This is a genomic window from Enteractinococcus fodinae (assembly GCF_031458395.1).
Taxonomy (GTDB): domain Bacteria; phylum Actinomycetota; class Actinomycetes; order Actinomycetales; family Micrococcaceae; genus Yaniella; species Yaniella fodinae.
Map to the genome: position 1 here is coordinate 2,383,436 of NZ_JAVDYJ010000001.1, position 16,173 is coordinate 2,399,608.

Sequence of the window (16,173 nt, forward strand, 5' to 3'; positions counted from 1 at the left end):
GGTTGTGGTTTTAAGTCACTGTTCTACGTCCAGGATCGGTGTGGCGAGCTTGAAAGTCTGTGGAGACGGACGAAGAGCTTAAAGGTGACGATAGTTAGGTGGCAGCGGGTGCGTCATGAATGCAGCGAATGATATTGCGCCAGATGATTTCACGGGCGCGCCGTACGTGCACCGTGGTCGCGAAGAAACTGCTCGCACTGTCTGACGCTTCCCATAGGGTTGTACCGGCCTTGTTGCCGTGAGGAACAAAAGCAATTTCCGCCTGCTGGAAGTCGAAGAGTTCCGGCTGAGCCAACGCTAGTAAGGTCAGCGGGTCACACGGGTTAGAACGGCTTTCTCCACGGTAGTTCCACCACGCGTGGGTACGATCCGCAACCACCTTCGTCAAAGGATGGTTAGGAAGGGCGTGGATGACCGCATCGAGATCGGTGAAATCATAGGGCACTTGTCGACACAGTTCGATCCCGACTAAGACGACCGGCACACCCAGCTCCATCAATTGCGCTGCAGCTACGGTGTCTGAACTGACATTATGGTCCGGCTCCCCCGGACCAAACTGCCCTGCCATGGCAATTACGCATCGAGGTTGGACGTCGGTTGCTTGGAGAACACTGACAATGTTGGTGAGTGGGCCAATCGCGGCAATCACCAGGTCGGAACCATGCCGCTTCAAAGCTTGAACATAAATCGACGACGCCGGGGGCACCGGTTCGGACGTCTCGGAAAGGTCGTACCCTTCGCCTTCATGCCCGGTCCAGAAGACTGGCTTGCCCGACTGCGGCGTCCCGATACCGGCGCCCACCGGAACATCGGCACGTCCTGCGAGCGCCAACGTGGATTGGGCCACCCTAGCCCGGAGCATGGTGTCCCCATACACTGTGGTCACGCCTACAAGGTTCAGTGAGTTGTTCCCCAGTGTGAAGAGCAGTGCGAGCAGGTCGTCGACGTTGGATCCGATATCAGTATCGAGTAACACCGGAATTCGCACGCCGCTCCCATTCGGAAACGATAAAAGTGTAGAAGACATGCAACCACATTATGCTCGAGCCCCGTCAGCAGCGGAAGGTCACGTCGTAGAAGGCTTTAACCATCGCAGCGTGCTCATACACCACACGCCAAGGAATACATGGTGCTAGTGACGGCCCAAACGGTGCTTTCGTATATCACTTTGGGTCCTTGGGATGTGTTCGTCGCCGAGTTTATTCTGCGAGCGCTTGTCGCACGATAAAGATTGAAATTAGGCACCATGAGAGTCTTGCCTGTTTTCGTTTTATAACAGTTCTCACAAAACCCTAAGACAGGCGCGGACCGACAGAGACAACAGACTCCAGCAATTCCTTCTTATACGAATTTCTCCAAGCATCCGTGAGCCTGTTTTTCTTAGGGGTCAGTAGAAACGCGGCATCGGAATCAACCTCGATTTGTTCAAGTATTTTTGGGTAGCCGTGTTGCTCTGGCGCAGGGAGCGGATTAGGGTGTTTGAGAAAGGTGACCAAAAATTCAAGTTCGTCATTATTCATGACTCCGCTCGCCAGGAGCTGTGTTCTCCATTCTATATATGCACGGAACTCGCTCGAATTTTCCAAAACACTAGCCATAAGTAGGAAAGAATGTAGCGGAAATATCGCTACATCAAGTTGCTTATTCTCTTTCACCAAAGAGGTTGACGACCATACAGCGCCGGCGTAGCTAGAAATTGTTATCACCGCTCCCACTGCCGGAACCCACCTAGTGTGCGAATTCACAGGACGCCCTCCCGAATTCCAATTCATAATCCGCCTCTCGACCTGGTCTACAGCTTTACCGATAAGACGTTCTTCGAAAGTAGCATCCAGGCTCGCATTATTGCGGGGCATGCGATTGGCCTTACATTCTCCAATGAGGGCGACTTCTGAGGATAAACCAAAAAGGTCTACCTCGTCCCCTTTAGTCCTCCCCGCGGCTGCCAACACCACGTCAGATTCCCACGTAAAACCCTCTGGACCCCAGTCGCGAAGCAAAGCGACTGTTGTCTCTTCTAAAGGGCGCCCTACTTCTTCAGGCTTACAAACCAACATTATCGCATGCATAATTGCCACGTCACGGGAGTACATCCAAGAATAACGATTAAGGACCTTATAACTGCCTTCAACGCGAACTAGAGGTTTGATCACATACTCCTCACCTTCAAGAGCACGCAATAACTCAGCTCTTGTGAGAGCCCTAGAGGGAGCACTAAGCGCTTCTAAAGTTTCAGCAGGCAGCCTTGCTAAGAAGCCGTCGCTCAGAGGCTTGAATGATGCAGATGGCTCAGTACCCCGACTCCCTCCGGAGTCAAGCGTGTGGTTAGCGTTTGGAGGAGTATCATTAGCTGCATCCGCTGCATAGGATAAAGTCGTCCCGAGAACGTTATCCTCGACTGTTCTCATTATCGAAAGCCCAAGGGCGTTCGAACTGGCAGGTAAATTTAAATCGACCCATTCTCCTAATTTTGCGCAAACCTCGTCCGCAATCCACCGAAGCTTCGTGTCGACTTTAAGAAGACGTGTAATAACAATCCGTTCACCTAAATGCTCCTCTTCCCTGAGATCGTAGAGCATAAGCCACCGGGTCAAATAGGTGGCTACCCACCTCGCATATTTACTAAAAACTTTATGGGCCGAGACCAGGTTGTCGGCTCTACCAGAACCAAAGACTCCTATTAGCCACGCACACATGGACCCATTAAAATGCTCACCACCGCGTAAAGACATGTATTCTCCCCCACGTTCACCTGGTAGGAGCCAAGTTGCGGCTTCAGGGGAGACCCCTTCTAAAGAGATCGTTAGCTCGTCCAAACACGATTCAAGTTGCTCTTCAATAACTCGAACGGCAGACTTGTTTTTACGGCGCTCTTCAGTTGAATCGTAGTTATTCCACTGCGTCCAAACTTCACGTACCTGCTTTGGAGCGAAGGCGATCTGGGTGTTGAGAGTGTCCTCTAAGTAGGCCGCTCTCGTCGCAATATCAGGGTTAATTGGTTTCCAGCTTGCCATTAGCATTGGTTCCTAGCTGCGCCTCTACGCAAAAATATATGTAAAGCCCACGGGGTGGCAGGATTTATTTCGGCCTCACCAGTTGCATTGCGAGAGAATCTCTGCCGCCCCAAAACAAACACGACTAGGATACTCCTCTTTCTGGTGGCCTCCAATGACCCCGATTTGGTCGTGGTGATACCCGTGGAGGAACTTACCCTTAGTAACGCCCTCAAAATGAGTTTTGTGTCAGTTCATTGTGAGACTTAAGGGGACCAAAGACGCCCGAATATTAGATCTCTAGCGTTGGCGCACGGCGAGTGGTAGCTTGTCAGAGCGCTTTGAAGAAAGCAACGTTCTATTCGACCACATGCCAAGCCCGCTGAAAGATACTGAGGTCGGGGTCGGCATGTATCAGGTTCACGACCACGTGGTCACCGATACATTGTCAAAAGATGCAATGTGCGCGGACCCATAGCTCCGACTCGTCAATGCCTAGAGCCTCCACCAACAAAATCTAACAAAGCACCACTCCACACGATTGCTCCGGACGTCGAGTAGTTCGGATTCTGTTAGGCGATCATCCAGACCTCGGGACTGCGAGCTTTGACTATCCTGAATAATTTGATGACCGCTAGGGCGAAGTCTAAAAACATCCAGAATCTGAACCAAGCCGAGTAGCGGCCACCTATTTCGGAGTAGAGCAGAACCCTACATAAAGATGGCACCTACTGTCGGGCGAACTCGGGCTCCGGAGAGAATCTCGCTGCAGACGGCCAAGCCTGGAGCAGACCAGCAATCAAGACGAGGCGTTAAACTAGTGACATTGTGAGTGACCCTGCCGAACTGCGGTCAGCATACACAGCTGCACGACGCGGGCCGGCGAGATTCGCCAGGCACCTTGCGCCTCTCGATCAACCAGCCTCTGCCTGTCATTTTTGTTGATGTGCAGCACCGGTAGAGTCACAACCCTGCGCTCACTAGATCCGCAACCGACCCACGCCCCTCGAACAACCTCTGGATGAGGCAACCTGCGCCGGGTGGGCCGTCGACGAAAAACGTTGAACGCTTTGATGCGGCACGCTGTTACCGCAGAATGTGCCCGCTCCAATAGATCATGTTTCCGCTGCTATCTTGTCCTCAAACAGACCACGAACATAAATCGAGGTCAGAAAGCTTACAACCCTTTGGTACGTGCGGTGACTTTGAGGTGTTTCCGGATGCGCTAGAAGATCTATGGTTGATTATGGTGGTGCTATGAGCTTCTATGCAAATGTTATAAAAGTTTTGATTGCCTCTCCAAGTGACACCAGTCAGGAGCGAGATGCCGTAGAGCGAATGCTCCATAGTTGGAACTCAAACCGCGCTGAAACAGAAAAAGTCATCCTGCTCCCCAGACGCTGGGAAACTGACGCCGTACCAGCCATGGGTGGCACCGGGCAGGACATTATTAATCAGCAGCTCGTCGACAAAAGCGATATTGTAGTAGCCCTTTTTGGCACACGGCTTGGTCAACCTACCGAAAACGCAATTTCAGGTACCGCTGAAGAGATTGAGCGTGCAGTTGCTGCTAATAAGCCCGTTCATGTGTACTTCTCGGATGCCCCTGTACCCCCAGACGCACTCGAGGACGCAATGAAGGTACGTGAGTTTCAGAAAAAGCTGCAAGCAGTCGGTCTACTAGGCAATTATTCTGACTCCGATGACCTTGCCTATAAAGTTCGAAACGCGGTGGAGACTGATCTAGCTAACTTAAACCTTGTCACTCCAACTCAGCAAGATCTAATTCAAACAGGAGCTGACCCAATCGCCTCGTTTGTAACTCAACCGCAAAATAGATTCTCTCAGAACAGCGTGCGTATCAGAAATGAAGGCGATAAAACTGCCGAAGACCTCTCGTTTAAGCTTGAACCACTCGACGGTGGAGCACCGGTTGAAATACTAAATAATAGTGTGGGTGCTACGATTCCGGGTAACGGTGGCGAATACCAGTGGCCTGTTGCCCGCGATATTACCTCCACGCAGCAAGCCAATATACATATGCAGTGGTCTGAAAATGGAGAAATTAAAACAAGGACACATTCTATATCCCTAATTTGAGCACCTTGAGAAATACTCGGACCTTACCGTGAGGCTGGTGACTGGCTTGATGGCTCCTGCGACTCGAACACTTCGGCGGTGTGCTCACCATGTGCCGGGGGCGGTAAACGGTACTCAGCTGGCGTTCGCGACATCTTCACCGGAGAGGCCACCCCGCGGTAGCCGCCTTCCAGTTCGACGAACATCTTGCGATGTGCCGCGTGTGGATGCTGGACCACCTGATCGACGGTGTTGATCGCACCGCAGGGCACCCCCATCGCCATCAGGTCCTGGGCCACAGTCGCAGCGTCAGTGTCGGCCATGGCTGTTTCGAGCACTTCGCGTAGTTCCGCACGATGCCCACACCGGGCGGCATTGTTCGCGAACCTGTCATCAGTGGCCGTTTCGGGGATGCCGAGATATTCGCACAGCTTGGCAAATTGCCGATCGTTGCCGACGGTGATCGCGACCTCGCCGCTGCCGGTGGCATAGGTCGAGTACGGTGCGATGTTGGGATGGTCGTTGCCCGTGAGCTCTGGGACGCGGCCGGTGCCGAAGTAGTTGGGCATGTGCGGGTGCATGACCGAGATACCGCAATCAAACAGTGTGGTCTCGACGCGCTGGCCGCGGCCGCTCTGCTCACGCTCGCGCAGCGCCATCAAAATGCCGTTCACTGTGTTGAGCCCGGTAATCATGTCGACTGCTGGCATTCCGATCCGGGTGGGTCCGCTGTAGGCGGTGCCGTTGACACTCATGAGTCCGGCTTCGGCCTGCACGACCGCATCGTAACCGGGCAGCCCACCCAGCGGCCCATCATCACCGAAGCCGGTGATCGAGGCATGCACCAACCGCGGGTACTGGACAGACAGCACCTCGTGATAACCCATACCCCATTTTTCCAGGGTGCCGGATTTGAAGTTCTCAACCAGTACGTCGGCATCCTCGAGCAGCCGCAGCAGTCGCTGCCGCTCGGAGTCTTGTGTCAGGTCCAAGACGACGCTTTTCTTGTTGCGGTTGACCCCCGCGAAATACCAGGCAACCCCTTCGGATACGAAGGGTGGGCCCCAGTGCCGGGTCTCATCGCCCTGCGGGGATTCGACCTTGATGACTTCTGCACCGTGATCAGCCAGAATCTGGGTGGCATACGGCCCGCCCAGCACGCGCGAGAGGTCAACGACGCGCAGCCCGGCCAGGGATCCCCATGTGGCGCTCATGCTTGAACCCGCTGGAACTCGGCAAGTGATGCAGCATAGTCCGCTGCCTGGGTCTCGGTCACAGGCTGCTGGCGGATCAGGGCGTCAAGCAACTGGGCGGACTCGGTGACCGGCGCCAGCGGGTCCTGTGGCAACACTCGATGACGCAGCACCATCGCGGCCAACACCAGTCGTGAGTGGTCACCGCTGGCGGCTGCGATCCGGGCGCCTTCGGACACCATGATCACCGCAGAGGTGATGTTGTACAGTGCGGTTGCCACTTGGCGCACCTGCTCTTCAGCGGCTGAGTCGGCCAGTCCTTCCACGGCGTGCGTGACACGGTCCAACTGTGCCTCAAGGCAGTTGCGCAGCGGCCCGGACACGACATCTTCGGCTCCCGCACTCGCAGCGTCGTCGAGCAGCTGCCGCAAGTGTTCGATGAGCGGGGTGAGCGCTTCAGCCCGGTGCGCGGCACGCACCACATCAAGGCCGATGATATTAGTCGTGCCCTCCCAGATCGAGCCCAGGTGCACGTCGCGCAGGATGCGCGCATCGCCATATTCCTCGATGTAGCCGACACCTCCGCGGGCCTCCATCGCATCGCCGGCAACTTTGCGCGCGTCCCGGCAGGCACGCAGCTTGACCAACGGTGTCAAAATACGCAGCACCGAGGCGGCATGGGAATCGCCGGCATCGGCCTCGGCGAAAACCCGTGCGGTATGCAGGAATATCGAGGTTGCCTGTTCGGTGGGTACGAGCATCTTGATCAACTGGCGACGTTGCAGCGGCAGATCGACTAGCTGACGCCCAAAGGCCTCACGATTGAGAGCCACGTAGCGGGCTTCACCAAAGGCGCGACGCATCATGCCCGCCGCCCGGACCCCGTTGGACAGCCGAGACGAGTTGATCATGTCGGCCATCTGCTTGAAGCCCTGCCCGAGGTCTCCCACCAGATAGGCGGTCGCCCCCTGCAGACTGATCTCACCACTGGCCATCGACCGGGTACCCAACTTGTCCTTGAGCCGCACGATCCGATAACTATTCAGTTGCCCATCGTCGAGGCGGCGCGGCATGATGAACAGCCCGATCCCCTTGATCCCGGGCTCAGCGCCTTCCGGGCGTGCCAGCACCAGCGCCAGATCGGCATCGGCGTTGGAGCAGAACCATTTCTCGCCTGTCAGCGACCAGGTCCCATCCTGGTTGTCACGCGCGGTCGTGGTCGTCCGCCCCACATCAGATCCGGCGTCCTGCTCGGTCATGAACATCGCACCCTGCGTGAGCTCCTCGAGGTTCTGACTGGTCAGGCCATCAATGAATTTGGCAACCAGTGCCGGGTCGCCGTATTTTCGCAGGGTCCGGGTGAGCGCGTCCGTCATGCTCACGGGGCATTCCAGCCCGAATTCAGCCTGGGCAAACAGGTAGAAGGTCAGGTATTTCACCACCGGCGGCAGCGGCTCGGGCCACCCCAGGACGCCTCCGCGGTGGCTCATGGCCGCCATGCCCAGTTCCCCGAAGGCCACCTGCTCCAGCTGCTGGTAGGCCGGGTGTTTTTCGATACGCTGGATGTCCTGCCCGCTGCGCGTGCGGTGGTGTAGCACCGGTGGGTTCTGATCGGCCTGGTGGGCCAGATCGTCGAGCTCCCCACCAAGTCGGGCACCGAGCCTTTCGAACTGTGGCAGCAGATGGTCGTAGAGATCTTGCGACAAATACAGCGGGAGCAGCTGCTGCAGTGCACCGTCATCGGTGAAGCGGTTGATGCCCCAGCTGTCCGGGACAGGACTGGTGTCAACACTACCGTTCGTGCCGGCGCGGGATACAGAGGTATCGGTCGTCATGGTCGGATCTCCTTGGGTACGGGATTTCCGATTAGACTACGTTCACGCCGGTGATAATCTCCAATACATTTTATCGATGCAGAGATAGGTTTTGGTTATGAACGATGTGAGCCTTCGACGGCTGGGCTACTTCGCCACCCTGGCACAAACGGAGCATTTCGGTCGTGCCGCCGAGGAGCTCCACATCTCCCAACCGGCGTTGAGCAGCGAGATCAAAAAACTGGAAGCGCAACTTGGCCTGACGCTGTTCACCCGCAGTCCCCGCACTGCGCTGACGCGCGAGGGACGGCTGCTGCATCGTCGCGCTCAGCATTTGTTGGCGGCAGCAGATCGATTCAGCTTAGGGGCACAGGCGCTGGCCGAAGGCATCAGCGGCACCGTCACCATCGGGTGCGTGCAGACATTCTTTATGCGTGGCCTGCCACAAGCGGTCACTTCCATCGAACACCAGTGGCCACAGATCAAAATCCAGATTCTGGAAATGACCACGGCCGAGCAACTCGAACAGCTCGAGACCGGCGGCATCGATATCGCCTGCGGTCACAGTCGCCCCACCTCGGAGGATCTCACCTCGCACAAAATCGCCAGCGACAGCTTCCGGCTGTGCACTCACCCAGGCAGTGAGGTCGAATCCCTGACAGACGCGGCCAACGAACCGTTTGTTATTTTTCGCCGCGAAGCCTCCCCGCATTACTGGGAGCGGGTCATGTCGATCTGCCGGGCCGCGGATTTCACCCCGCGCATCAAACATCAGACCACCACCTGGAGTGCTGTCATCTCACTGGTCCGGCAAGGCTTAGGCGTCTCGATTGTTCCAGAAATCGTCGCCGAGAGCAGCACGGGCATCATCTCGCTGGAGCTTGATGACCCCAACGCAACGTCGGCATCGTGGATGACGATGCGCGACACAGACGCGGTATCCACGCCCGGGCAGGTGTTCGATGAGCTGAAAAAACTGCTGACAGCGCATTGATGGCACCTTGGCGGATTACCGCACTCGGCTGCACAGACGACGATCGCCTGGGTGTTTTTACCCAAGTTGCAGTCTCTGTTCGCATCATTAACGAAGGCTGGCTATCTTCTCAGTTGTCGTGTTCACACCATTAGGCGGCAGCAGACTCCATCCTGAAGCGGATGACCCGCTCCCCTTCAGAACAGTAAGCGCCATGTGGACCGCATCGAGGCCCGGCGACGGATGCCCAACGGCTTCCACACAGGTGATAGTTCGTCACTCCCCTTTAGTAGCGGGCGCGATGAGCCTCGGCATGCGGCCCATAATTGTGCAGCCTAGATTCATGCGCCGTTCGACGCGTGCGTGGCGGAAGTATCATCACCGGAAGGATAGACTCAGTCCGGCCTGTTGATATAAAGGCTCATATTGCTCCGCCCAGAGTTTCCTTGAGACCGTCGTATGGCAACGTCTAGCAAATGCAGCCCTAAATTCACATCCACCTGCACCTGATGCATGCGCCTGAAGGTGATGCTACCTCTGCAAACTTTTCAGCTCTAAGGGTACACTAGGTGTAATATCTCTGCTCACACGGAGGGTTCTGCTATGGGAGTCTTGGCTTTTTGGTGGCCTTTTGCTATCCCCTTAATTACTGTTCTACTGGCATGGAAGCCGTACAAAGTAAACAGACACAAACTCATCAGAAAAAAGAAGCGAGAAAGATTTCGTCGAACTCGTAAAATACTCAAAACAGACTACGATCGCCTTGTCCAGAAAGGGCTAAGATATTACTCCGATTACCGCTTGAAGGATTTCAAACTTCTCGGTAGAGCAGGGTGGATATTCAATAAACCTCGCGAGATCGGGTCGATAGAGATTGAGTTCAAGGAAGCCCACAACCCCCAGGAATACCAGAAAGCGATACGAAGAATGTGTTCTTTCTGGCCTCCAGGCAAAGGAGGAATAACATTACAAAGATACAGTGAGGCTATCAGCGAGTACGACCAACCGACCTTGTGGTCCGAGGGGACTGACACCTACCGCCTTGTGGAGGTAGAGTTACGCGACGAGCAACTTAAGCTTTCGTATGAATTGGGCAAATACCATGATGCTACTGACACTCAAGAAGCTTTTGGATTTGTTTCGGGAGCAGGCGCAAGTTTAGATAGGTATCTACCCAGAGATCCTTTCGATTTCCGAGCACGTTGCGCCTCGACAGCAATCTGCACTCTTACCCTCATCGACAGTGACCCACCGCAATTCATCTATCACTGTAGGAGCTCTACTGCTGTTCACCAGGGTGTGGGTCAATTCCACATCGTACCCGCAGGTGAGTTTGAACCCGCGGTTGTGGATCCTAGAGTCAATACAGACTTTGACTTTTGGATTAACATACAGCGGGAATACGCCGAAGAATTTCTTAACCTTCCAGATGGCCTGAATGAGCCACTGCTAGACAGGCCTGATCAAGATCATCCATCCTTAAGGTTACTTGCGGAGCTTCAAGGATCCGGAGATTTGACCTTATGGGAATATGGTTTGGGTTTAAACCCAGTCTCCTTGAAGCCCGAAATCTTGGTCATCGCTGTCCTTTCCCCGCTTGCTGGAAAGAGGATCTTAGGAGACCAGTTACTCGATCATGAAGGAACTAAAAGGATTCGCGATTTCGATTATGAAGAGCTTTTACACCTTATTGAGTCACCCAAAACTAACCCAGCGGCACATGCTTTATTCAAACTCGCATGGCGCGACCGCCATCGGCTCCTGAGTAATGCACCCCAATAGTTTCGGTGCTCGTTTGGGCTTGAAATACTGCAAGAGCGGACTGATGACGGCTTTAGAGTCGGCGCCTGCGCCCCGGATAGTACGTTGGGCAAGGGTACCCCTACCGCCGACAATCTTTGGCCCCTCCGAGTGAGCAAGAGATACTTCGGCTACAACTCGAAACACCCTGATCAAGCATTGCTAGCTGGATATCACTGCGCGATCAATCTGAAATCGGGGAACAACCCCTATCAAAGTGAGAATCCAGGTTGTCTAGCCGCTTATTATCATTTGTGGTGGCCAGACTCAACAACGAGTTAGACTTCTGGCTATGTCATGACTTTCGCGACGATGCTTTCTTACAATCTGGAAAGCGGCTAGTCCCATCAGTAACAGCCCACAACGAATAGCCCAAGCACAAACGAAGGACTACCTTTACCCCTCTTGATTGCTCGATGATTAGGTCTTCGCCGAGGCGACTGTCACTAGGACGAGGAGTCCCGCCATGGTCATGCCCATCAACGTGTAGCTCCCGAAAGCAGCGGCAAGTGCTGGCCCGGTGACGGGCGCCAGTGCACTCAGCGCGGTGATGGGGGCGTTGAGTGTTGCGTTGATCTGTGCGAAGTTCTTGGTACCCCAGCGGTCGGAGGCGGCGGTGGCTTGCAACAGGGTATGGCAGCCTCGTGCAGCACCCGCACACACGGCCAACGAGATAATCAGCCACGCGGGTTCGGGTACGACGGCGAGCGCAGCCAGACTGATCGCACCCGCACCATAGATGAGTATGGTCCGTTGCCGTGGTGTGGTCTTGCGGGATAACGTGCCATATCCGAGTCGGCCGACCACTTGGCCGGCTCCCAGCAGTCCGAGTGCAATGGCGGCGGTCGAATAGGCCATGCCGCGTTCCATAACCAAGGGCACGATGTTGATAGTCACGGCGAATAAGGCGAAGGCTGCCAACGACATGACTGTGGTCAGGAGGATAAATCTCGGCGATCGAGTAATCGCCCGGACAGCGCTGGTGTTCTCAACCCGGTCCTGGGGACTGGCCTTTGCATCAGGTGCATCAGACCACTGGCCGTTCAAGAACACCATGTGCAACGGCACCGTGATGACGCCGAGGATGATCGCCATGATGACGTAGCTGGTGCGCCATCCGAATTGTTCGATCAAGTACGCGACGATGGGTGCGAAGATGGTCGAGGCGAGGCCGCCGACCAGGGCCAGGATGGTTAACGGACTGACGCGTTGGGGTCCGTACCATCGGGTGATCACTGCAAAAGCCGGTGGATATAGCACCGCTGATTGGGCCAAGCCTGCTACCAACCAGGCGACATAGAACCAGAAGACGTTGGGCGACCAGGCCACCAACAATAAGGCGAGCACCCCGGCTAGGCTGCCACCGGTCATCAATCGACGAGGACCGGTGGCATCAAGCAGTTTCCCAACCCGTAGCCCTGCCACGGCAGACACGAGCAATCCGATGGTCAGTGCCGCGGTGATGGTGGTGTGGCTCCAGCCGGTGTCGTCGGCGATGCGTGGCACGGCAACCGGCAGCGAGTAGTACAGCAGTCCCCAACTGGCGACCTGGGCGATGCACAGTGCTGCGAGGCCGCCGCGAGGACGGTCGGTCATACTAGTCCCCCAGCACCAGGTCGATCAGTTCGGCCGCCAGTTGTTCAGAACTTGCGACCACCCCTGACCAGCGGCGGGTCAGGTCAATGTCGAATTCGATCGGACGGTCGTGCACGTCTCGGATCACTCCGCCGGAGGCCGGGTCCCTGTAGGTTCGCTGGCCGTTTCGCCACACTGGTTTACCGACGTAGGTGCGGTTGAGGACCCTGTCCAGCGAGACGGGGCGTGCTGCGGTGATTGCGGTTTGTCACGGAAGTACTCCCAGGTCATTGTGTAGGGCACCTCTGCATGTATAGACAGCTACGGTGAATTTGCTGGCTCAGCTAAGTGAACAGCCAGGGAAGTGCCAGCGAAAATCCGGGAGCAGAGGTCTTCCATAACAATGAGGAGGAAGACCTCCAATTGCTGGCGGAGATATGGGCTTCAACCGCCTCAGTGCAATCATAAAGGGCATACCGGACGCCACTCTTGGAAAGGCAGATGGGGAACTCTCATGCGCTCTCCCAAGTTTGTTCATCGGCGGATCAGCAGCGAAAGGCCACGTCGTAGAAAGCTTTGAACATCGCAGCGTTTTCGTACACCACTCGCCAGACAGTCCCGGCTAAGTCGTAGTCTCGATGCGAGTACACGACGTTCACATCGACCTGCTTCCCCAGGCAGCGATCAAAGATAAACCGCGTCCGAAACGTATGGTGTTGATTGGTCACCACGGTCAAGGAATTCCAAGACTCGCTGCGAACGATCTCAGCCACTGCCTCAGCTTCACCGGCGGTGGCATCTGCCGGCCGAAAACACACAACGTGTTCCTGCTCGCAATGCTGTTCCAGCGGCACAGGCTCACCGGTCCCGTTCAGAGGAATCTGTGGGGTGTCATGATCGAAATAGGAAATCGCCAGGGTATCCGCTACCCCATCGGCCACCAGCTGCTGAGCCATCGGGAGGCGATGAGACTGCGGAGCCAAGCTCACCACGGCATCGACACGTTTATCGAGCTCCCCCTGGGATGGCGCCACGATGTTCACGGTTGTGTAAACGAACCATCCGGCCGCCAGCACAGCGGCCGCACCGATGGCCACCTTCAGCCCGCGCCGTCTTGGCTTCACAGATCGGTTCGCTCCTGCAGCGGTCGAGCTCATAGTGTCACATCTTTTCACGCGTCGATTGGCCAGCATCTGTCATAATACTCGCGACACAGGCTCCAGCATCATAGGCCACCTTCCCATTGGAGTGGCAGCACTGTCCGTGCCAAGCTCGAGGTCATATCCCGACGAGCAGCCAAACAGCAAGGCCCGAGGCAGACATGAAAACATGTCAGCCTCGGGCCGTACTGTTGCGTGAGCTTATTCGGCTGCGAACCGTTCCACTCGGAGGACACAGTCAATGTCCTCTTGAGCCAGGTCCATCTGCGATTCCCATTCGGCTGAGTCGCCACCGGCGACGTCTGCAACGTCAACCTGGACCAGACCGACGGTGTCACCCTCGGTCATGGCCGATACGTACAACAGGTAGTCGTGGGTCTCCGATTCTGGGTTCGTCACGGTGCCGGCAACGTCGAGGCTATCGCCGCCTGCAGCACAGGTGTCGATTTCGGCGTCTTCGGCGGCACCGACGTAGTCCTCAACGGAACCCGGCTGGTCAGCGATCTCGATGACCTTCTGGTTTGCGGCATCCGGTGACTGTGCGTCATCATCAGCCGACCCGCAGGCCGTCAGCGCTAGGGCTGCCACAGCCAGGGTAATCATGCCACGTTGGGCTTTCATACGGTTTCCTTTCGACTCCGAGCACGGAGCAATACGATACCCAACACGAGCAAGGCCAGCGCGATACCGACTGCTGTCAGGATGGATGCACCTGTGACAGCCAGACCGGTGAAGCTCACCTTGGCCTTCCAGCTCGTCGACCAGCTCAACATCGGTCAGCGTGACGTTGCCGTTATTGGTCCCGGTGAGGTGATAGGTGATGGTGTCGCCTACTTCGCCTTCACCAGGATGTTCGGCGGTCTTGGCCAAGTCGAGATCGCGTTGGGCGGCAACTCGGTGACCACGGTCGACTGATCCCTCACCGGATCGTGCGGTGTCGGGGTGGCCGGGTCCTCCGGGTTGTATGACGGTGGCGGTGTCCCGGTGACGGTCGCAGTATTTTCTACTAGACCGTCATCGATGTGGCCCTGAGCCAACACCAGGGTCGCGGTGGCCTGAACCGATTCACCCGGCGCCAACACTGACCTCTCGCCCGGCCAGTCAAAGGTCAGGTCCGACAGTCCAGTCAGCGGGTCGGTCAGCGACACATCGGTCAGGGTTACGTTGCCGGTGTTGGTGGCAACAAACCCGTACTCGACTTCGTCACCGGCAACCGCCTCCGCGGTCAGGTCACTGGTCTTGACCAGGTCAATGCCCGGGTTCGGTGGCAGCGGCGTGTCCTCGTGCACCGGTGGGGTACCAATCGGATCTGACGGGACCGGGTTGTCCGGATCGTCAGGATCAATCGATGGCGGTGGCGTACCACCCGCAGTCGCCGTGTTATGCACGACGCCAGCGTCAATATCCGCCTGGGTCAACGCATAGGTTGCGGTAGCGGTCACGGTTTCACCTGGTGCCAGCACCCCGGTGTCACCAGGCCAGTCATAGGACAGGCTGGACAGCCCCGGCAGTGGATCGGCAATCGAAACATCCGTGAGCGTCACGTTGCCGGTGTTGGTGGCAGCAAATGCGTACTCAATGGTCTCACCGACAACAGCGTCAGCGGTGAAACTACTGGTCTTGTCAACGATCAGTCCCGGTGCCGGTGGCAGGTGGATGATTTCCTCTGCCGGTGGTGGCAGCTCAACATCGGGGCTACCCGGTGGTGGTGTGCCATCAACGGTGGCGATGTTGTGCACGAATCCACGGTCCACATCGGCCTGGGTCACGGTGTACTGCGCGGTGGCAGTCACGGACTGTCCCGGTTGCAGCACTCCCCGATCGGCTGGCCAGTCGTAGGACAGCTCGCCCAAACCTTCCAGTTCGTCAGTAATGCTGACGTCGGTGATGGTCACGTTGCCGGTATTGGTGGCAACGAACTCATGGGTCACGGTCTGACCGGCCACGGCGTCGTCGATACCATCACTGGTCTTGGTCAGCTGCAGTGCTGGACCGCCCGGTACGACAACGGTTTCCGGATCCTCATCTTCAACCGGATCAGCGGGCTCGCCCGGATCATCCGGATTTTCTGGATCCTTGATGTTTGGTGGGGTGCCATCGGCCTCAACCAGGTTGACGACCGAGCCGGCGTTCACATCAGCTTGGGTCAGTTCGTAGGTGGCGGTGGCTACAACCTCTTGCCCTGGCGCAAGCACGTGGTCCTCGCCTGGCCAGTCACCGAACTCGATGTCGGATAGGCCAGGTAGTGGATCGTCGACGCCAACCTCGGTCAGGGTCCGCGGTTGTCCCAGCATATGCCTGCAGAACAGACACCAGCAGCCAAAAGCCTACCGAGGAGACGACCAAGCCTGGGCTAGCAAAGAAGTCGACGTAGAAAGTAAGGCTCAGCATACGAGCACGTGAGCAAATACGCAGGTATCCACGAGCAGCGCGGCCAGACGGCACCAGGGGCCAGCCCAATACCGGAGCCTGTTTCTCCTGGCTGTAGATCCAACCGAAAATCCCGAAAGACGTCAATGCGTAACCGCTGGTGGCCCCGACCGTTACGGCTCGGTGGTGCCCCAGCGGCTATTCTTGTATTCGCTC

11 protein-coding genes are annotated in these 16,173 nt (G+C 56.6%); 3 read left to right on the plus strand and 8 right to left on the minus strand.

Annotation, left to right across the window (positions count from 1 at the left end):
- Nucleotides 1–94 precede the first annotated feature (94 nt).
- Nucleotides 95–1,027: a nucleoside hydrolase gene (locus J2S62_RS11115; protein WP_310174697.1), complete on the minus strand. Its 933-nt coding sequence runs from the start codon at nucleotides 1,025–1,027 to the stop codon at nucleotides 95–97.
- A 265-nt stretch (nucleotides 1,028–1,292) separates the two neighbouring features.
- The gene (locus J2S62_RS11120) at nucleotides 1,293–3,014 is read right to left on the minus strand and encodes a hypothetical protein (protein ID WP_310174699.1); all 1,722 of its coding nucleotides are present in this window, start codon (nucleotides 3,012–3,014) and stop codon (nucleotides 1,293–1,295) included.
- A 1,215-nt stretch (nucleotides 3,015–4,229) separates the two neighbouring features.
- Between J2S62_RS11120 and J2S62_RS11125 the strand changes: the two genes are divergently transcribed.
- On the plus strand, nucleotides 4,230–5,093 hold the full coding sequence (locus tag J2S62_RS11125; RefSeq protein ID WP_310174701.1) for a DUF4062 domain-containing protein: 864 nt from the start codon (nucleotides 4,230–4,232) through the stop codon (nucleotides 5,091–5,093).
- A 23-nt stretch (nucleotides 5,094–5,116) separates the two neighbouring features.
- Here the strand turns inward: J2S62_RS11125 and J2S62_RS11130 are convergent, their stop codons facing one another.
- A complete protein-coding gene (locus tag J2S62_RS11130; RefSeq protein WP_310174703.1) occupies nucleotides 5,117–6,286 on the minus strand; it encodes a CaiB/BaiF CoA transferase family protein in 1,170 nt (389 codons plus the stop codon).
- A complete protein-coding gene (locus tag J2S62_RS11135) occupies nucleotides 6,283–8,100 on the minus strand; it encodes an acyl-CoA dehydrogenase family protein (protein ID WP_310174705.1) in 1,818 nt (605 codons plus the stop codon). Before J2S62_RS11135 ends, J2S62_RS11130 begins: the two co-directional genes overlap by 4 nt.
- 97 nt (nucleotides 8,101–8,197) lie before the next feature.
- Here J2S62_RS11135 and J2S62_RS11140 point away from each other — a divergent pair, with 97 nt between their 5' ends.
- Both J2S62_RS11140 and J2S62_RS11145 read left to right on the plus strand, forming a co-directional pair.
- Nucleotides 8,198–9,073: a LysR family transcriptional regulator gene (locus J2S62_RS11140; RefSeq protein ID WP_310174707.1), complete on the plus strand. Its 876-nt coding sequence runs from the start codon at nucleotides 8,198–8,200 to the stop codon at nucleotides 9,071–9,073.
- A 582-nt stretch (nucleotides 9,074–9,655) separates the two neighbouring features.
- Nucleotides 9,656–10,834 (plus strand): hypothetical protein, encoded by a 1,179-nt coding sequence (locus J2S62_RS11145; RefSeq protein ID WP_310174709.1) that lies wholly within the window; start codon nucleotides 9,656–9,658, stop codon nucleotides 10,832–10,834.
- Between the two features lie 438 nt (nucleotides 10,835–11,272).
- Here J2S62_RS11145 and J2S62_RS11150 read toward each other — a convergent pair whose 3' ends face one another.
- The 4 genes from J2S62_RS11150 to J2S62_RS11165 form a co-directional block, all read right to left on the minus strand.
- A complete protein-coding gene (locus J2S62_RS11150) occupies nucleotides 11,273–12,448 on the minus strand; it encodes an MFS transporter (protein WP_310174712.1) in 1,176 nt (391 codons plus the stop codon).
- Between the two features lie 524 nt (nucleotides 12,449–12,972).
- Nucleotides 12,973–13,584 carry an ElyC/SanA/YdcF family protein gene (locus tag J2S62_RS11155; RefSeq protein ID WP_310174715.1) on the minus strand — a complete coding sequence of 204 codons (612 nt, stop codon included), beginning with the start codon at nucleotides 13,582–13,584 and terminating at the stop codon, nucleotides 12,973–12,975.
- Nucleotides 13,585–13,788: 204 nt separating this feature from the next.
- Nucleotides 13,789–14,457: a DUF11 domain-containing protein gene (locus J2S62_RS11160; protein ID WP_310174717.1), complete on the minus strand. Its 669-nt coding sequence runs from the start codon at nucleotides 14,455–14,457 to the stop codon at nucleotides 13,789–13,791.
- Complete coding sequence (locus J2S62_RS11165) at nucleotides 14,418–15,881, minus strand: DUF7507 domain-containing protein (protein ID WP_310174719.1); 1,464 nt, start codon at nucleotides 15,879–15,881, stop codon at nucleotides 14,418–14,420. The genes J2S62_RS11160 and J2S62_RS11165 overlap by 40 nt, the downstream gene beginning before the upstream one ends.
- Nucleotides 15,882–16,173 lie beyond the last annotated feature (292 nt).